General features: G+C 70.1%; 18 protein-coding genes. 17 read left to right on the forward strand and 1 reads right to left on the reverse strand.

The window, feature by feature from the left end; genetic code table 11:
* The first annotated feature begins 55 nt into the window (after positions 1-55).
* The gene (locus tag HQN59_RS10575) at positions 56-967 is read left to right on the forward strand and encodes an SDR family NAD(P)-dependent oxidoreductase (protein ID WP_176068938.1); all 912 of its coding nucleotides are present in this window, start codon (positions 56-58) and stop codon (positions 965-967) included.
* A 38-nt stretch (positions 968-1,005) separates the two neighbouring features.
* Here the strand turns inward: HQN59_RS10575 and HQN59_RS10580 are convergent, their stop codons facing one another.
* Positions 1,006-2,538 carry an NAD(P)H-hydrate dehydratase gene (locus HQN59_RS10580; RefSeq protein ID WP_342451172.1) on the reverse strand — a complete coding sequence of 511 codons (1,533 nt, stop codon included), beginning with the start codon at positions 2,536-2,538 and terminating at the stop codon, positions 1,006-1,008.
* 343 nt (positions 2,539-2,881) lie between these two features.
* Between HQN59_RS10580 and rpsB the strand changes: the two genes are divergently transcribed.
* The 16 genes from rpsB to HQN59_RS10660 all read left to right on the forward strand — a co-directional run bounded on the left by rpsB (position 2,882) and on the right by HQN59_RS10660 (position 18,034).
* Positions 2,882-3,625: a 30S ribosomal protein S2 gene (gene rpsB / locus HQN59_RS10585; protein WP_176068940.1), complete on the forward strand. Its 744-nt coding sequence runs from the start codon at positions 2,882-2,884 to the stop codon at positions 3,623-3,625.
* A 121-nt stretch (positions 3,626-3,746) separates the two neighbouring features.
* Entirely contained in the window at positions 3,747-4,664 is a 918-nt protein-coding gene (gene tsf / locus HQN59_RS10590; RefSeq protein ID WP_176068942.1) for a translation elongation factor Ts, read from the forward strand.
* 61 nt (positions 4,665-4,725) lie between these two features.
* Positions 4,726-5,436: a UMP kinase gene (gene pyrH, locus HQN59_RS10595; RefSeq protein WP_176068944.1), complete on the forward strand. Its 711-nt coding sequence runs from the start codon at positions 4,726-4,728 to the stop codon at positions 5,434-5,436.
* A 79-nt stretch (positions 5,437-5,515) separates the two neighbouring features.
* Entirely contained in the window at positions 5,516-6,076 is a 561-nt protein-coding gene (gene frr / locus HQN59_RS10600) for a ribosome recycling factor (RefSeq protein ID WP_176068946.1), read from the forward strand.
* A gap of 45 nt (positions 6,077-6,121) precedes the next feature.
* A complete protein-coding gene (gene uppS, locus HQN59_RS10605; RefSeq protein ID WP_342451173.1) occupies positions 6,122-6,865 on the forward strand; it encodes a polyprenyl diphosphate synthase in 744 nt (247 codons plus the stop codon).
* Positions 6,859-7,692, forward strand: a complete 834-nt coding sequence (locus HQN59_RS10610) for a phosphatidate cytidylyltransferase (RefSeq protein WP_176068948.1) — start codon at positions 6,859-6,861, stop codon at positions 7,690-7,692. The genes uppS and HQN59_RS10610 overlap by 7 nt, the downstream gene beginning before the upstream one ends.
* 13 nt (positions 7,693-7,705) lie before the next feature.
* Positions 7,706-8,890, forward strand: coding sequence for a 1-deoxy-D-xylulose-5-phosphate reductoisomerase (gene ispC, locus HQN59_RS10615; RefSeq protein WP_176068950.1), 1,185 nt, complete (start codon positions 7,706-7,708; stop codon positions 8,888-8,890).
* Complete coding sequence (rseP, locus tag HQN59_RS10620; protein ID WP_176068952.1) at positions 8,887-10,257, forward strand: RIP metalloprotease RseP; 1,371 nt, start codon at positions 8,887-8,889, stop codon at positions 10,255-10,257. Before ispC ends, rseP begins: the two co-directional genes overlap by 4 nt.
* Before the next feature lie 8 nt (positions 10,258-10,265).
* Complete coding sequence (bamA, locus tag HQN59_RS10625; RefSeq protein WP_176068954.1) at positions 10,266-12,575, forward strand: outer membrane protein assembly factor BamA; 2,310 nt, start codon at positions 10,266-10,268, stop codon at positions 12,573-12,575.
* On the forward strand, positions 12,575-13,087 hold the full coding sequence (locus HQN59_RS10630; protein WP_176068956.1) for an OmpH/Skp family outer membrane protein: 513 nt from the start codon (positions 12,575-12,577) through the stop codon (positions 13,085-13,087). The genes bamA and HQN59_RS10630 overlap by 1 nt, the downstream gene beginning before the upstream one ends.
* Positions 13,088-13,090: 3 nt before the next feature.
* Positions 13,091-14,131: a UDP-3-O-(3-hydroxymyristoyl)glucosamine N-acyltransferase gene (gene lpxD, locus HQN59_RS10635; protein WP_176068958.1), complete on the forward strand. Its 1,041-nt coding sequence runs from the start codon at positions 13,091-13,093 to the stop codon at positions 14,129-14,131.
* Positions 14,128-14,571, forward strand: coding sequence for a 3-hydroxyacyl-ACP dehydratase FabZ (fabZ, locus tag HQN59_RS10640; protein ID WP_176068959.1), 444 nt, complete (start codon positions 14,128-14,130; stop codon positions 14,569-14,571). Before lpxD ends, fabZ begins: the two co-directional genes overlap by 4 nt.
* Positions 14,572-14,604: 33 nt before the next feature.
* Positions 14,605-15,393, forward strand: coding sequence for an acyl-ACP--UDP-N-acetylglucosamine O-acyltransferase (lpxA, locus tag HQN59_RS10645; RefSeq protein ID WP_176068961.1), 789 nt, complete (start codon positions 14,605-14,607; stop codon positions 15,391-15,393).
* 160 nt (positions 15,394-15,553) lie between these two features.
* A complete protein-coding gene (gene lpxB / locus HQN59_RS10650) occupies positions 15,554-16,681 on the forward strand; it encodes a lipid-A-disaccharide synthase (RefSeq protein ID WP_176069223.1) in 1,128 nt (375 codons plus the stop codon).
* Positions 16,644-17,258 carry a ribonuclease HII gene (gene rnhB, locus HQN59_RS10655; RefSeq protein ID WP_176068964.1) on the forward strand — a complete coding sequence of 205 codons (615 nt, stop codon included), beginning with the start codon at positions 16,644-16,646 and terminating at the stop codon, positions 17,256-17,258. Before lpxB ends, rnhB begins: the two co-directional genes overlap by 38 nt.
* Positions 17,255-18,034, forward strand: a complete 780-nt coding sequence (locus HQN59_RS10660; protein WP_176068965.1) for a TrmH family RNA methyltransferase — start codon at positions 17,255-17,257, stop codon at positions 18,032-18,034. Before rnhB ends, HQN59_RS10660 begins: the two co-directional genes overlap by 4 nt.
* Positions 18,035-18,075: the final 41 nt, after the last annotated feature.

An 18,075-nucleotide genomic window follows, 5' to 3' on the forward strand; every position in this document is an offset into this window, starting at 1 on the left:
CCGTCGGCACTCGCGCTTCACGGCGCGATGCGCCGGTACACGCACGGAGACTCCTATGTCGATTCGCTTTGACGGCCGCGTGGCCATCGTCACGGGTGCGGGCGGCGGCCTCGGCCGCGAGCACGCGCTCGCACTCGCGGCGCGCGGCGCCAGCGTCGTCGTCAACGATCTGGGCGGCATGCTCGACGGCAGCGGCGGCGAGCCGCTCGCCGCTCAGCGCGTCGCCGACGAGATCCGTGCCGCCGGCGGTCGTGCCATCGCCAACGGCGCGTCGGTCACCGACCCGGCGGCGGTCAATGCGATGGTCGAACAGGTGATGAACGAGTGGGGCCGCATCGACATCCTCGTCAACAACGCCGGGATCCTGCGCGACAAGAGCTTCGCGAAGATGACGCTCGAGGATTTCCGCCTGGTGGTCGAGGTTCACCTGATGGGCGCGGTGAACTGCTGCAAGGCCGTCTGGGAGATCATGCGCGAGCAGAAGTACGGCCGCATCGTGATGACGACGTCGTCGAGCGGCCTCTACGGCAACTTCGGTCAGTCCAATTATGGCGCTGCCAAGATGGCGCTCGTCGGGCTCATGCAGACGCTTGCGCTCGAGGGCGAGAAGTACGACATCCGCGTCAACTGCCTGGCGCCGACCGCGGCGACGCGGATGACGGAGAACATCCTGCCCGACGCGGTGCTGTCGCTGCTGAAGCCGGAGACGGTGGCGCCGGGCCTGCTGGCACTGGTCGCCGAAGATGCGCCGACGCGCGCGATCCTCTGCGCCGGTGCCGGCGGCTTCGAGCGCGCACACATCACGCTGACCCACGGCATCTTCGTCGGCATGTCCGACGACGCGCCCGAACGGGTCGCCGCCGGCTTCGACGAGCTTTCGAGCCGTGATCGCGAGACCGTGCCGGCGAGCGGCGCGGCGCAGGGCGCCCTCGAGGTCGAGAAGGCGACGGCGGCAAGCCGGCGCTGAGTCGTCGTCAGCTGGCGAACGGCAAGCCGGCTCGCCGGTCAGCGCGCGCCGAGCGCAAGCCGGTCGACCAGGTCGGCGGCGCGCCACGCACCGGCAGCGCGCGGCCCGGCGGCCGCCCCATGCGTCGCGACCGCTGTCGCGACGATCTCGAGGAGCGCTTCGCCGCCTGCGGTCGCGTCCTGCGCCCACCAGCCGCCGATCCAGCCCGCGAGCACGTCGCCGGTCCCGGCGCTCGCGAGCGATGCGTTGCCGGTGGCGTTGATGCGCGGCACGACACCGGGGGCGGCGAGGACGCTTCCCGACCCCTTCAGCAGCGCGACGCAATCGAAGCGCCGCACCAGCTCCGTGGCGGCCGCGACGCGGTCGGCCTGCACCTCGGCCGTGGTGCGGCCGAGCAGGCGCGCGGCCTCGAGCGGGTGCGGCGTCAGCACGGTCCGGCAGCCGCGCGCGCCACGAGCGGCCAGGGCCTGCTGCAGGGCGGGGTCGGACGCGATCGCGTTGAGCGCATCGGCGTCGAGCACGAGGCGGCATGCGGCTTCGAGCAGGCGTGGCAGCGTCTCGGTGATGCGCGCGCCGCCGCCGCAACCGCAGACGAGCGTCGCCGCCGCAAGCTGGCCTGGCGTGGCGTCGTGCCACCAGCGGCTGCGCCACATCAGTTCCGGCCGGAGCGGGTCGTGGCCGGCCTCGGCTGCCCCCGGGTCGAGCAGATCGAGGTAGACCCGCCCGGCGCCGGCCGCCTGGGCGGCGCGCGCGGCGAGCAGCGCCGCACCGCTCATCGAGGTATCGCCGCCGACGACGACGACGTCGCCGAAGCTGCCCTTGTGGCCGGCATGGCGCCGCGGCACCCGGCGCGTCGCCGGCGCGCCGACGAGCAGCGCGTCGGGCGGCTCGGCGCCGCAGTCGCAGTTCAGGGTGTCGAGCCACACCGTGCCGGCGTGATCGCGCCCGGCGGCGGTGAAGAGCCCGGGTTTCAGCGTCAGCAGGGAGAGCGTGTGCTGCGCGACCACGGCACCGTCGCCGAGTGGATGCCCGCGCGTGACGTCGAGCCCTGACGGCGCGTCGACTGCCAGGACGATCGCGCCGGCGGCGCCGTCACGCCCGATCGCCTCGATCGCGCCGGCGAGCGCGCCGTCGGGCGCGCGGTTCGCGCCGATGCCGAGGAGGGCGTCGACGACGAGCGCCGCTGGCGCACCGGCGGCATCGGCCGCGTCGACGATCGGCACCCCGGCGTCCCGCGCCCGGGCGAGGGCGCGCGCCGCGTCGGTCGGGAGCCGGGCATCGAAGCCGGGGACGGCGCGAACCCGCACGTCCTTGCCCCAGCGCCGGAGCCACGCCGCCGCCTCGAGGCCATCGCCGCCGTTGTTGCCGTGACCGACGCGCACGTCGATCGAGCGCGCATGCGGCGCGAGCGCGAGCGCGAGGCGCGCGACGGCGAGCCCGGCACGCGCCATCAGCTCGAAGGGCGGCAGCGCAGCCGCGGCCGAGGCTTCGAGGCGGCGCGTCGCTGCGGCGCCGTGCAGCGGCCGCGGCGCGCCGGGCGTTCCGTCGACCCGGTCGATACGCTCGATCACGAGACGTCGGTCACCGCGGCGGGTCGCCGCTCGTCTGCGCTGCACTCGGAGCGCCCCGGGTGGACGGCGCCGCCGAGCGGCGCGTCGGTCGTTGCGTGGCACGACATGGCCGGACGCCGGAGGTCAGGGGAAGAGGCGGGCGCATGCTACAATCGACTGGTTTGCCTGGGTACCCGTGGCTCAGAGTTATCGAGCGTGCCGCTCGGTCCTGTGGGTCAGGCGCATGGGTTCACTCATGTGCCGCTCGGCAAGCGATGCAGCGAACCGGCTGCCAGAAGGTGTCGCGGTTATTACCACACCGCGATTCACGCCGGATTCTAGAACCAACCTTTTTGGAACCTCCATGACGATCACGATGCGTGAAATGCTGGAAGCCGGTGTCCACTTCGGACACCAGACGCGCTTCTGGAACCCCAAGATGGCCCCGTACATCTACGGCCATCGGAACAAGATCCACATCATCAACCTGGAAAAGACGCAGCCGCTCTTCCAGGACGCGATGGGCTTCATCCGCCAGCTGGCGAGCCGCCGCGGCACCATCTTGATGATCGGCACCAAGCGCCAGGCGCGCGAGGTGATCGCGCAGGAAGCGCAGCGCGCCGGCATGCCCTACGTCGACCAGCGCTGGCTCGGCGGCATGCTCACCAACTTCAAGACCGTCAAGGGCTCGCTCAAGCGCCTGAAGGAGATGAAGGCGCAGGTCGAGTCGGGCGCCGAACTCCGCATCAAGAAGGAAGCGCTGATGTTCCAGCGCGAGCTCGCCAAGCTCGAGAAGGACATCGGCGGCATCCAGGACATGAATGCGCTGCCGGACGCGATCTTCGTCATCGACGTCGGCTACCACAAGATCGCCGTCGCCGAAGCGCAGAAGCTCAACATTCCGATCATCGGCGTCGTCGACTCGAACCACTCGCCGATCGGCATCGACTACGTGATCCCGGGCAACGACGACTCGGCCAAGGCGGTCGCGCTGTACGCGCGCGCGGTGGCCGACGCGGTCCTCGAGGGCAAGTCGAACGCGACCAACGAGGTCGTGCAGGCCGGCTCGCAGAGCGACGAGTTCGTGGAAGTCAACGAAGCGGCCTGATCGGGGCCCCGGCTCGCCAGCGGCGAGCGGAACCAGGGGCTGAGTACAGCCCCTTTTTTTCAACCCGGCCGCGCGGCTTGCAGCCCTCGCGGCGGCCGGAGCAACGAACGGAGATAGACACATGGCCACGATCACAGCCGGCATGGTGGGCGCCCTGCGCGCGAAGACCGACGCCCCAATGATGGAGTGCAAGAAGGCGTTGACCGAAGCCGATGGCGACATGGCGCGCGCCGAAGAGCTGCTGCGCGTCAAGCTCGGCAGCAAGGCCGGCAAGGCTGCGTCGCGGATCACCGCCGAAGGCGTGATCGCGGTGTCGACCGGCGCGGCCGGTGGAGCGATGGTCGAGGTGAACTGCGAGACCGACTTCGTCACCAAGAACGACTCGTTTCTCGCGCTCGCGCAGGCCGCCGCCGACCTGGTCGCGGCCAACGACCCGACCGACGTCGACGCGCTGGCCGCTCTGCCGTACAGCCAGGACGGCTTCGGCCCGACGCTCGATGACGTGCGCAAGGGCCTCATCGGCAAGATCGGCGAGAACATGTCGTTCCGTCGCTTCGTCCGGTACGGCGGCGACACCAAGCTCGCGAGCTACCTGCACGGCACCCGCATCGGCGTGCTGGTCGCCTACGACGGCGACGAGGTCGCTGCCAAGGACGTCGCGATGCACATCGCGGCGATGAAGCCGGTCGCGCTGACGTCCGCCAACGTGCCGAACGAGCTCATCGAGACCGAGCGCCGCGTGGCCATGCAGAAGGCCACCGAGGATGCCGAGAAGGCGACCGCCGAAGGCAAGACGCCGCAGTCGCCCGAAATCGTGCAGAAGCGCATCGAGGGCTCGGTGGCCAAGTACCTGAAGGAAGTCAGCCTCTTCAACCAGGCCTTCGTCAAGAACGACAAGCAGAGCGTCGAGCAGATGCTCAAGGAACGCTCGACCCGCATCACGGCGTTCACGCTGTACGTCGTCGGCGAAGGCATCGAGAAGAAGGTCGACGACTTTGCCGCCGAGGTGGCCGCGCAGGTCGCCGCCGCGAAGGGCTGAGCCAGCCGACGCACGCGCTTTGCACACTGCCGGACCTGACCACGACATCGAGGAGCCCTCAATGCCCGCCTACAAGCGCATCCTGCTGAAGCTGTCCGGCGAGGCGCTGATGGGCGACGACGCCTATGGCATCAACCGCGCGACCATCGTGCGGATGGTGCGCGAGATCCAGGACGTCACCCGGCTCGGCTGTGAGGTCGCGGTCGTCATCGGCGGTGGCAACATCTTCCGCGGCGTCGCCGGCGGTGCGGTCGGCATGGACCGCGCGACTGCCGACTACATGGGCATGCTGGCGACGGTGATGAACGCGCTGGCGCTTGCCGACACGATGCGCCAGGAAGGCATGACGGCGCGCGTCATGTCGGCCATCGCCATCGAGCAGGTCGTCGAGCCGTACGTCCGCCCGAAGGCGCTGCAGTACCTCGAAGAGGGCAAGGCGGTGATCTTCGCGGCCGGCACCGGCAACCCGTTCTTCACCACCGACACCGCGGCGGCGCTGCGCGGCGCCGAGATCGGTGCCGAGATCGTGCTGAAGGCGACCAAGGTCGACGGCGTCTACACCGCCGACCCGCGCACCGACCGCAGTGCGACACGCTACTCCACGATCAGCTTCGACGAGGCGATCGCGCGCAACCTGCAGGTGCTCGACGCTACCGCGTTCGCGCTGTGTCGGGACCAGAACCTGCCGATCCGCGTGTTCAGCATCTTCAAGGCCGGCGCGCTCGAGCGCGTGGTGATGGGCGAAGACGAGGGTACGCTGGTTCACGTGTGACCTATAACCCTGCATCGGCGCGGCGCCCGCGTGTGCGGCCGCAGCCGCCGCGGCGCCGAGCCGCGATTGGAGGCAATCGATGAGCATCGAAGACATCAAGAAGACCGCCGAGCAGAAGATGGCGCGCTCCCTCGAGGTGTTCCGCAACGAGTTGCAGAAGATCCGCACGGGGCGGCCCCACCCAGGCATCCTCGACCAGGTCCAGGTCGAGTACTACGGGTCGATGGTCCCCGTGGGGCAGGTCGCCAACGTGACCCTGCTGGACGCGCGCACGCTGAGCGTGCAGCCGTGGGAGAAGGGCATGGGGCCGAAGATCGAGAAGGCGATCCGCGAATCCGATCTCGGCCTCAACCCGTCGGCTCAGGGCGACCTGCTGCGCGTGCCGATGCCGCCGCTCACCGAAGAGCGTCGCCGCGACCTGACCAAGGTGGCGCGCAACGCCAGCGAGGACGCGCGCATCGCGGTGCGCGGGGTGCGCCGCGACGCCAACGAGCACGCCAAGCGCCTGCTCAAGGACAAGCAGATCTCGGAAGACGAGGAGCGTCGCTCGCTCGACGAGCTGCAGCGCCTTACCGATCGCACGATCGCCGAGATCGACCGGCTGACCGCGGCCAAGGAAGCCGAGATCATGGCGGTCTGAGCTCGATGAGCCGAATCCGTTCGATCTTGCAGCAGGCGCCCCGGCGTGGCTGACCCGACCCCGGCAACGCCGGCGATCCCGCGCCACGTCGCGATCGTGATGGACGGCAACGGGCGCTGGGCCAAGCGCCGTTTCATGCCGCGCGTGTTCGGCCACAAGCAGGGCGTCGATGCGCTGGTGCGCACCGTGCTCGCCTGCGCCGACCGCGGCATCGAGTACCTCACGGTGTTCGCGTTCTCCTCCGAGAACTGGAAGCGGCCGACCGAGGAAGTTTCGGGGCTGATGGGCCTGGTGCTCGTCGCGGTCTCGAAGTATCTGGGCAAGCTCGCGGCCGACGGCGTGCGCATCCGCATCGTGGGCGACCGCGGCCAGGTCTCCGACAAGCTGCGGCAAGCCTGGGAGCAGGCCGAGTCGAGCACCCGCCACAACACGCGCATCACGCTCTCGGTCGCGTTCAATTACGGCGGTCGCTGGGACATCGTGCAGGCGTGCCGGCGCGCGATCGCCGACGGTCTGCAGCCGGACGAGCTCGACGAGGCGCGCCTCAACAGCTACATGGCGCTGAGCTACGCGCCCGACCCCGATCTCTTCATCCGCACCGGCGGCGAGCTGCGCATCAGCAACTTCCTGCTTTGGCAGGCAGCGTATTCGGAGCTCGTGTTCACCGAGTGCCTGTGGCCGGAGTTCGGTACGGCCGAGCTCGATGCGGCGCTCGCCCAATATGCGCAGCGCGAGCGCCGTTTCGGCGCGGTGCCGAGCGCATCGGCCGACGAGGCGGCGACGTGCTGAGAGAGCGCGTCATCACCGCGATCGTGCTGCTGGCACTGCTGCTGCCGGCGCTGATCGTCTCGTCGGCCTGGCCGTTCGCGGTGTTCGCGCTGGTGGGCCTTGCGATCGGCGCGTGGGAATGGGGGCGTCTCAACGGCGCGCCGGCGCTCGCGGTGCCGCTCGGCGTGCTGCTCGCGCTCGCCTGCGCGGCGGCGCTTGCCGCCGGCTGGATCGATCGTCCACCGGCCGTCGTATGGTGGGTTGCGACCGTGCTCTGGGTCGCCGCCGGTGCGTCCGCGGTGCGCGGCGGGCCGGCGGCGTGGCCGCGCATTCCGCAGGCGGTGCGCATCGTCGTCGGCCTGGTCGCGCTCTGGACCGCGTGGCTGGCGCTTGCCCACGCCAAGGCGGTCGGCCTCAACTTCCTGCTGTCGCTGCTGGCGCTGGTCTGGGCCGCCGACATCGCCGCCTACTTCGGGGGACGGGCGTTCGGCAAGCGCAAGCTCGCGCTCTCGATCAGCCCGGGCAAGAGCTGGGAGGGCGTCTGGAGCGGCATGGTCGGCGCGCTCGTCGTCGCCTTCGTCTGGCTGCTCGTCGAGCGCAGCGTCGGCGCGATCGCGCCGAGCGTCTACGGCATGCTCGCCAACCGCTTCGGCATCGTCGTGATGGCGGTCGTCGTCGTCCTGCTGGTGGCGATGAGCGTGGTCGGCGACCTGGTCGAGTCGCTCGTCAAGCGCAGCGCCGGTGCCAAGGACAGCAGCTCGCTGCTGCCGGGGCACGGCGGCGTGCTCGACCGTGTCGACGCGCTGCTGCCGGTGTTCCCGATCGGCCTTGCGCTGGTCTCGCTTTGAAGGCGGTCTCCTAGTGCGCCGCCGCGTCTGCATCCTCGGCGCGACGGGGTCGATCGGCACCAGCACGCTGGGCGTCATCGCTCGCCATCCGGAGCGCTTCGAGGTGTTCGCCCTGACTGCCCAGCAGCGCGTCGACCTCCTGTTCGAGCAATGCCTCGCCTGGCGTCCGCGCTTTGCGGTGCTGCCGACCGACGCGGCGGCTGCCGGGCTGCGCGGCCGGCTGCGCGACGCCGGCGTGGCGACCGAGGTGCTGAGCGGCGCCGGCGCGCTTTGCGAGCTCGCCGCCCATCCCGAGGTCGACACGGTGATGGCGGCGATCGTCGGTGCCGCGGGCCTGGCACCCTGCCTGGCCGCCGCGCGCGCCGGCAAGCGTCTGCTGCTCGCCAACAAGGAGGCCCTGGTGCTCGGCGGCGCCTTCTTCGTCGAGGCGGTGCGCGCCGGCGGCGCCCAGCTGCTGCCGATCGACAGCGAGCACTCGGCGATCTTCCAGTGCCTGCCGGAGGACCCGCGGGTCTGGCGCGAGCGCATCGACCACATCGTGCTCACCGCATCGGGCGGGCCGTTCCGCACGCGCGACCCGGAGACGCTGGCGGACGTGACGCCCGACCAGGCGTGCGCGCACCCGAACTGGGTGATGGGGCGCAAGATCTCGGTCGACTCGGCGACCATGATGAACAAGGCGCTCGAGGTGATCGAGGCGCGCTGGCTGTTCGACCTCGCACCCGAGCAGATCAAGGTCGTGATCCATCCGCAGAGCATCGTCCACTCGATGGTCGTCTGCCGCGACTGCTCGGTGCTGGCTCAGCTCGGCACGCCCGACATGAGCGTGCCGATCGCGTACGGTCTGGCGTTTCCGGAGCGCGTCGAGTCGGGCGCTGCGGCGCTCGATTTCATGAACCTCGCGCCGCTCACGTTCGAAGCGGCCGACGAGCGCATCTTCCCCGGGCTCGCGCTCGCGTGGCAGGCGCTGCGCGGCCCCGACGGATCGTCGGCGGTGCTGAATGCCGCCAACGAGGTCGCGGTCGCGGCGTTCCTGGCCGGAACCATTCGCTTCGACGAGATTCACACGGTCAACATGCGGACCATCGAGGCCGTCCTTCCCGCCAGCGGCGCCACCGCGTCGCTCGAGGGCATCCTTGGCCTCGACGCGCAGGCGCGGCGTCGCGCCGCAGCGTTCGTCGACGCGCTCGCCCGATGATCGTCACCATCCTGGCATTCCTGCTGACGATCGGCGTGCTGATCGTCATCCACGAGTACGGCCACTACCGGGTGGCGGTGGCGTGCGGCGTGCGGGTGCTGCGTTTCTCGGTCGGCTTCGGCCGCGTGATCTGGCGCCGTCAGCCGAAGCCCGGCGGCACCGAGTTCGTGATCTGCGCGCTGCCGTTCGGCGGCTACGTGCGCATGCTCGACGAGCGCGAGGCGCCGGTCCCCTCGGACCAGAAGCACCTCGCCTTCAACCGCAAGCCGCTCGCGCAACGCGCCGCGATCGTCGCCGCCGGACCGATCGCCAACCTGCTGCTGGCCGTGCTGCTCTACGCCGCCGCGAACTGGATCGGCGTCGACGAGCCGAAGTCGATCGTCGCGAGGCCTGCCGCCGGCAGCCTGGCCGAAGCCGCGGGCATCCAGGCCGGCGACCAGATCCGTGCCACCTCGCGCGACGGCGTCGACTGGCGCGAGGTGCGCTCGATGACGGATCTGCGCTGGGAGGTCGCGCAGGCGCTGCTGCAGAAGGAGACGCTCGAGCTGCGCGTCGCGCCGCGCGCCGGCGGCCCCGAGCGCAACGTGACGCTGCCGCTGGCGTCGCTCGATGCGCGCGAGCTCGATCCGCAGGCGATGCGGCGGGTCGGCGTCGGCGAGCCGTTCAGCGCGCCGACGGTCGGCGCGGTCACGCGGGGCGGCCCGGCCGATCGCGCCGGCTTGAAGAGCGGTGACCGGGTGGTCGAGATCGACGGCGCGAGGATCGCCGACGCCAACGACGTGCGCGCGCGCATTCGCACCAATGCAGGCGCTGCCGGCGCGGCGCCGATGCGCTGGCGTGTCGAGCGTGCCGGCAGCATGCTCGAGCTCGTGGTGACCCCGGCGGTCGTCGGCGACAACGGCCAGCGCATCGGTCGCGTCGAGGTGCAGATGGGCGCGCGTCCGGCGATGACGTCGGTGCGCTACGGGCTGCTGGAAGGCCTCGCGAGCGGAGCGACGCAGACCTGGCAGATGTCCACGCTGACGCTGAAGATGCTTGGCAAGATGCTGATCGGCGAGGCGTCGCTGAAGAACCTGAGCGGCCCGGTCACGATCGCCGACTACGCGGGGCAGTCGGTGCGTCTCGGACTCGCGTACTACCTCGGGTTTCTCGCGATCGTCAGCGTGAGCCTGGGGGTGCTGAACCTGCTCCCGCTGCCGGTCTTGGACGGGGGGCACCTGATGTATTATCTTTTCGAGGCTGTGACGGGGCGGCCTGTCTCTGAGCGTTGGCTCGACGGCTTGCAGCGTGGCGGGGTCGCCATCATGCTGATGATGATGTCCCTGGCTCTCTACAACGACATGGCCCGCCTGCTGGGTCTGCAATGACCGACTGCATGCAAGTTCCTTCGCGCCGTCCCACCTTCCGCTCGTCCCTTCTTCCCGTCGCCCTCGCCACCGCCCTGCAGTTCGGGGCGGCCGCCGCGTGGGCCGTCGAGCCGTTCGTGCTCAAGGACATCCGCGTCGAGGGTCTGCAGCGCACCGAGGCAGGCACCGTGTTCGCCGCGCTGCCGTTCCGCATCGGCGACACCTACACCGACGACAAGGGCGCGGCCGCGCTGCGCGCGCTGTTCGCCACGGGCCTTTTCTCGGACGTTCGCATCGAGGTCGAAAACGGCGTCGCGGTAGTGATCGTCGATGAACGCGCGGTGATCGCGAGCATCGACTTCGTCGGCATGCGCGAGTTCGAGAAGGACGCGATGGTCCGCGCGCTCAAGGACTTCGGCATCGGCGAAGGCCTGCCGTTCGACCGTGCGCTCGCTGATCGTGCCGAGCAGGAGTTGAAGCGCCAGTACCTGACGCGCAGCCTCTACGGCGCGGAGATCGTCACCACCGTGACGCCGCAGGAACGCAACCGCGTCAACGTGACGTTCACCGTCACCGAAGGCGCGCCGGCACGCATCCGCGAGATCCGCATCACCGGCAATCGCGTGTTCTCCGAAGGCACGCTCAAGGGGCTGTTCGACCTCAACGAGGGCGGCTGGCTCAACTGGTATCTCAAGAACGACCGCTATTCGCGCGCCAAGCTGAACGCCGATATCGAGAAGCTCCGCGCGTTCTACCTGAACCGCGGCTATCTCGAGTTCAACGTCGAGTCGACACAGGTCGCGATCTCGCCCGACAAGCGCGACATCACGATCACCGTGAACGTGAGCGAGGGTCAGCTCTACACCGTGACGGGCGTGCGCCTCGAAGGCGAGTACCTCGGCAAGGAAGAGGACTTCAAGACGCTGGTGACGATCCGCCCCGGCGAGCCGTACCGCGCGGAGGAAGTCGCCGAGACGACGCGTCGTTTTGTCGAGCGCTTCGGCCAGTTCGGCTATGCGTTTGCGAAGGTCGACGCGCAGACCGACATCGACCGCGAGAAGGGGCAGGTGGTGCTGACCCTCGCGTCCGACCCCCAGCGCCGCGTCTACGTGCGCCGCATCAACATCGCCGGCAACACGCGCACGCGCGACGAGGTGATCCGCCGCGAGTTCCGCCAGTTCGAGTCGTCCTGGTACGACGCGCAGAAGATCAAGCTCTCGCGCGACCGCGTCGACCGCCTCGGCTACTTCAGCGAGGTGAGCGTCGACAGCGTCGAGGTGCCGGGCACCGCCGACCAGGTCGACCTCACGATCACCATCAAGGAGCGGCCGACCGGCAACCTGTCGCTCGGGGCCGGCTTCTCGTCGTCGGACAAGCTGTCGTTCACCGGCTCGATCCGCCAGGAGAACATCTTCGGCTCCGGCAACTACCTGGGCGTCGAGGTCAACACCAGCAAGTACAACCGTACGCTGGTTCTCAGTACGGTCGACCCGTACTTCACGATCGACGGCATCTCGCGTGCGATCGATGTCTACTACCGGACGACGCGCCCGCTCAACAGCCAGGGCGAGGATTACCAGCTGGTGACGCCGGGCGTTGCCATCCGCTTCGGCGTGCCGTTCAGCGAGTACGACACCGTGTTCTTCGGCGTCGGCGCCGAGCGCACCCAGATCAAGGGCGCGCGCGCGCTGCCGAACAATTACTTCCTTTACAAGAAGTCGTTCGGGGAGTCGAGCACCTCGGTGCCGCTGACGCTCGGCTGGACGCGCGACCAGCGCGACAGCGCGCTGGTGCCGACGGCGGGCCGCTACCAGCGCATCAACGTCGACTACGCGTTCGCCGGCGACGCGCGCTACCTGCGCCTGAACGCGCAGGTGCAGCAGTACATCCCGCTGTCGCGTCGCTTCACGTTCGGCGTCAACGCCGAGGTCGGCTGGGGCAAGGGCCTCAGCGGGCGCGGCTATCCGATCTTCAAGAACTTCTACGGCGGCGGCCTCGGCACGGTGCGTGGCTTCGACCAGGGCTCGCTCGGTCCGGTCGACGTGACCGGCGCCTACATCGGCGGCAACCGGCGCTTCAACATCAACAACGAGCTCTACGTGCCGTTGCCCGGCGCGGGCGCCGACCGGACCCTGCGCATGTTCGGCTACGTCGACGCCGGCAACGTATGGGGCGAGGGGCAGAAGGTCACGGTGTCGAGCCTGCGCGCTTCGGCCGGCCTCGGTCTCAGCTGGATCTCCCCGATCGGACCATTGAAGATCAGCTACGGCACGCCGGTGCGCAAACGGCCGGAAGATAGAATCCAACGGCTTCAATTCCAGCTCGGGACCGCGTTCTGATGAAAAGTGTCGTACTGAAGTCCGTGGCGGCGTTGGCCGTGCTCGTGGCAACGACCGCCGTTCCCGCCCAGGAACTCAAGATCGGCTACGTCAACAGCGATCGCGTGCTGCGCGACGCGTTGCCGGCCAAGGCGGCGCAGGCCAAGCTCGAAGCCGAGTTCTCGCGGCGCGAGAAGGAGCTGACCGACATCGGCAACCGCCTCAAGGCGGCGAGCGATCGGCTCGACAAGGATGCGCCGACGCTCGGCGATGCCGAGCGCACCAAGCGCCAGCGCGACCTGGTCGAACAGGACCGCGAGTTCCAGCGCAAGCGCCGCGAGTTCCAGGAAGACCTGAACATGCGCAAGAACGAGGAACTCGCCGCCGTCGTCGAGCGTGCGAACCGCGTCATCAAGCAGATCTTCGACTCCGAGAAGTACGACCTCATCGTGCAGGAAGTGGTCTTCGCGAGCCCGAAGGTCGACATCACCGACAAGGTGATCAAGTCGCTCAACGCGCAGGGCGGCAAGTAGCCGGTGACTGAAGTCGCGCTCGGCGAGCTCGCGGCGCGACTAGGCGGCGAACTCATCGGCGACCCGGCGCAATCGATCGATCGCATCGCGACGCTCGAAGCTGCCAGCCCCACGTCAATCGCGTTCCTCGCGAACCCGCGCTACCAGGCGCAGCTCGCGACCACGCGTGCGGCTTGCGTGATCGTGGCGCCGGCGTTCCGCGAGGCGGCGGCGGTGCGCGGCGCCGCCATCGTGATCGACGACCCCTATCTCGCGTTCGCGCGCCTCACGCAGTGGTGGGCCGAGCGCACGCGGCAGGCCCCGCCCGTCGGCATCCACGCCAGCGCGGTGGTCGACGTCACCGCCGAGGTCGCTCCCGACGCCTCGGTCGGCCCGTTCGTCGTCGTCGGCGCCGGCGCCCGCATCGGTGCCGGCGCGGCAATCGGCGCGCACGGCGTCATCGGCACCGATGCGAGCGTCGGCGCCGGCACGCGCCTCGCGCCGCGCGTGACGCTGGGCGACGGCTGCTCGATCGGGGAGCGCGGCATCGTGCACAGCGGCGTCGTGATCGGCGCCGACGGCTTCGGCTTCGCGCCCGACCGCGGCGCCTGGCAGAAGATCGAGCAGCTCGGCGCCGTGCGCATCGGCAACGACGTGGAGATCGGTGCCAACACCTGCATCGACCGCGGCGCGCTCGACGACACCGTCATCGCCGACGGCGTCAAGCTCGACAACCTGATCCAGATCGGCCACAACGTGCGGATCGGCGAGCACACCGCCATCGCGGGCTGCGCGGCCATCGCCGGCAGCGCCGTCATCGGCGCGCACTGCATGATCGGCGGCGGCGCCGCCATCGCGGGCCACGTGACGCTCGCGGATCACGTGACGGTGTCGGGCGCCACGTCGATCACGCATTCGATCACCAAGCCGGGCCACTACAGCGGCGTCTTTCCGTTCGATGACAATGCGAGCTGGGAAAAGAACGCCGTGACGTTGCGGCAGCTGTACGCGCTGCGCAACCGGGTGAGGGCCCTCGAGCGCGGCGCGGAGACGAACCAACAATGACGATGGACATCCACGGGATCCTCAAGAGGCTCCCCCACCGCTACCCGATCCTGATGGTCGATCGCGTGCTCGAGCTCGAGCACGGCAAGCGCATCAAGGCGATCAAGAACGTCACGGCCAACGAGCCGTACTTCCAGGGTCATTTCCCGCAGCGTCCGGTGATGCCCGGCGTGATGATGCTGGAGGCGCTGGCGCAGGCCGCCGCGCTGCTGTCGTTCGACGCGATGGACGCCGAGCCCGACGACAAGGCGGTCTACTACTTCGCCGGCATCGACGGCGCGCGCTTCAAGCGGCCGGTCGAGCCCGGCGACCAGCTCACGCTCGAGGTCGTGCTCGACCGCATGAAATCGGGCATCTTCAAGTTCAGCGCGCGCGCGCTGGTCGGAACCGAGCTCGCCGTCGAAGCGCAGCTGATGTGCACGGTCCGCCGCTTCGATTGAACCAAACGGCTCCGCGGCGCCTCTGACGGGCCGATGACCAGCATCCACCCGACCGCCATCGTCGACCCGGCGGCTGCGCTCGACGAGAGCGTGAGCGTCGGTCCGTACGCGGTGATCGGCCCGCACGTGCGGGTCGGCGCCGGCACGACGATCGGCGCGCACGCGGTGATCGAGGGCCGCACGACGATCGGTCGCGACAACCGCATCTTTCCGTTCTGCGCGCTCGGCGCGGTGCCGCAGGACAAGAAGTACGCCGGCGAGCCGACCGAGCTCGTGATCGGCGATGCCAACACGATCCGCGAGTTCTGCACGTTCAACGTCGGGACGGCGCAGGACGCGGGCGTCACGCGGATCGGCAGCGACAACTGGATCATGGCGTACGTCCACGTCGCGCATGACTGCCAGGTCGGCGACCACACCATCCTCGCCAACAACGCGACGCTCGCCGGCCACGTGCATCTGGGCGACTGGGTGTTCATCGGCGGCCTTACCGGCATCCACCAGTTCGTGAAGATCGGCGCCCACGCGATGGCCGGCTTCGCGAGCGCGGTCTCGCAGGACGTGCCACCGTTCATGACGGTCGACGGCAACCCGCTCGCGGTGCGCGGCTTCAACGTCGAGGGGCTGCGGCGGCGCGGCTTCGGGCCGAGGCGCATCGCGGCGGTGAAGCAGATGCACCGCCTGCTCTATCGTTCGGGCAAGACCTTCGAGGAGGCGCGGCGCGAGATCACCGAACTCGCCGACTCGGTGCCCGAGGCCGCCGCCGACGTCGCCGTCATGACGGCATTTCTGGCCGGCGTGACGCGCGGCATCGTTCGCTAGGCCGCGCGATGGTGGGCTTCGGCAGCGCGCCTCCAGCAGGCGCCACGATTCCCCTTTTTCTGCAAGGCAGCCGGTGGCTGCCGTCGCGAGCCTGTCCTCGGGCTTCCCGTCGATGACGCTCGAACCACGTTCTTCCGCGGCTCATGCGCCGCGCCTTGCCATGGTCGCCGGCGAGACGTCGGGCGACCTGCTCGCCGGCCTCCTGCTCGAGGGCCTGCGCGCGCGCTGGCCGCTGCTGCGCAGCGTCGGCATCGGCGGCCCGACGATGGCGGCGCAGGGCTTCGAGGCCTGGTGGCCGCACGACAAGCTCGCGGTGCGGGGCTACGTCGAGGTGCTGAGCCACTACCGCGAGATCGCGTCGATCCGCCACCAGCTCGCCGAGCGCCTGCTCGCCGAAAAGCCCGACGCCTTCATCGGCGTCGATGCCCCGGACTTCAACCTCGACCTCGAGACGCGCCTGAAGGCCAACGGCGTCCCGACGGTGCAGTTCGTGAGCCCCTCGATCTGGGCCTGGCGCGGTGGCCGCATCGACAAGGTGCGGCGCGCGACCGACCTCGTGCTGTGCATATTCCCGTTCGAGCCGGCGATCTACGCGAAGCAGGGCATCGCCGCGGCCTATGTCGGCCATCCGCTTGCGAGCGTGATCCCGGTCGACGTGCCGCGTACCGCCGCGCGCGAGTCGCTGGGCGTCGCTCCCGACGAGACGCTGGTCGCGCTGCTGCCGGGCAGCCGGCGAGCCGAGATCCAGTACATCGCGCCGCGCCTCTTCGCCGCGGCTGCGCTGATGCAGCGCGAGCGCCCCGCGTTGCGCTTCGTCGTGCCGGTGGTTCCGGGGCTGCGCCACCTGGTGGAGCCGCTGCGTCGCCAGCACGCGCCGAACGCCACGATCGAGCTGCTCGACGGCCGCGCCTATGACGCGCTCGCCGCCTGCGACGTGACGCTGGTCGCGAGCGGCACGGCGACGCTCGAGGCCGCGCTCTTCAAGCGCCCGATGGTCGTGGTCTACGCGATGCACGCGCTCACCTACCAGATGAGCAAGCGCATGAAGTACCAGCCCTGGGTCGCGCTGCCGAACATCCTGCTGCGCGACTTCGCGGTGCCGGAGCTGCTGCAGGGCGAGGCCAGCGGCGCCAAGATCGCTGCGGCGGCGTTCAAGTGGCTCGACGACCCCTCTTCGTGCGAGCAGCTCGCGGCACGTTTCGCGACGCTGCACGCCGAGCTCAGGCGCGACACGGCCAGAATGGCGACCGATGCAATCGAAGAAGTTCTTTCGCGCCGCCAAGCTTAGTCAGCTCGTCGGCATCGACGGCCTGATGGCCGGGGTCGACGAGGTCGGTCGCGGGCCGCTCGCCGGTCCGGTGGTCGCCGCGGCCGTCATCCTCGACGAGGCCCGGCCGATCCGCGGTCTCAACGATTCCAAGCAGCTCACGGCGCTCGAGCGCGAGCGCCTCGACGAGGAAATCCGCCGCAAGGCGCTCTGCTGCTTCGTCGCCGAGGCGAGCGTCGACGAGATCGACACGATCAACATCCTGCGTGCGGCGCTGCTCGCGATGACGCGCGCGGTCGCCGGGCTCGCCCAGCGGCCGCAGGTGGTGCTGGTCGACGGCAACCAGCTGCCGACGGTGCCGATGCCGGTGCGGGCGGTGGTCGGCGGCGACGCCCGCGTGCGTGCGATTGCCGCGGCGTCGATCATCGCCAAGGTATATCGCGATCGGCTGTGCATGCAGCTGCACGACGAGCACCCGATGTACGGCTTCGACGGCCACAAGGGCTACTCCACACCGGAGCACTTGGCCGCGCTGCGCCAGCACGGCGCCTGCCGGCACCATCGGCGCAGCTTCGCTCCGGTTCGCGGCGTCCTGTGAAGGTCGGCGCGATCACGTCGCGCGACAACCCGCTGCTGGTGCGGCTGCGCAAGCTCAACCGCGACCCCAACGGCTACCGCAAGCACGGCGAGGTGCTGATCGAGGGCGAGCACCTGTGCCAGGCGTTCGCCGCCGCCGGCACGCCACGCCACGCGCTGGTCAGCAGCGAGGCGTGGGACGAGCCGGTGCTGCGCGAGCTGGCGTCGCGCGCCGCGGCGGTGGCTGTCGTTCCCGCGGCGCTGCTGGCGGAGGTGAGCGCGCTCGAGTCGGCGCCGCCGCTCGCATTCGTGATCGACTGGCCGGGACGCGGCAGCCTGCAGCCCGGCCGCGCATCGATCGTGCTCGATCGCGTGCAGGACCCAGGCAATGTCGGCAGCATCCTGCGCAGCGCCGCCGCATTCGGCTTCCACCAGGTGGTCGCGCTCGCCGGTAGCGCGGCGCTCTGGTCGCCGAAGGTGGTGCGCGCGGCGATGGGTGCGCACGTCGGCCTCGCATTGGTCGAGGTGGCGGCGGGCGAGTCGCTCGCGGCGCTCGACGCTCTCGAGGTGCCGGCGATCGCGACCAGCTCGCACGCCGACGCCGCGATCGACACCGCCGAGCTGCCGTCGCCGTGCGCCTGGATCGTCGGCCACGAAGGGCAGGGCGTCGCGCCCGAACTGCTGGCGCGCTCGCGCGCGGTGCGCATCCCGCAGCCGGGCGGTCAGGAGTCGCTGAACGTGGCGGTCGCGGCGGCGCTCTGCATGTACGAGTCGACGCGGCGGCGCTCGGCGTCGTAGCGGCACGCGCGGGAGCCGGCGGACCGCCCCACCCACGCGGC

The organism is Rhizobacter koreensis (genome assembly GCF_013366375.1).
GTDB classification, from domain to species: domain Bacteria; phylum Pseudomonadota; class Gammaproteobacteria; order Burkholderiales; family Burkholderiaceae_C; genus Schlegelella_A; species Schlegelella_A koreensis.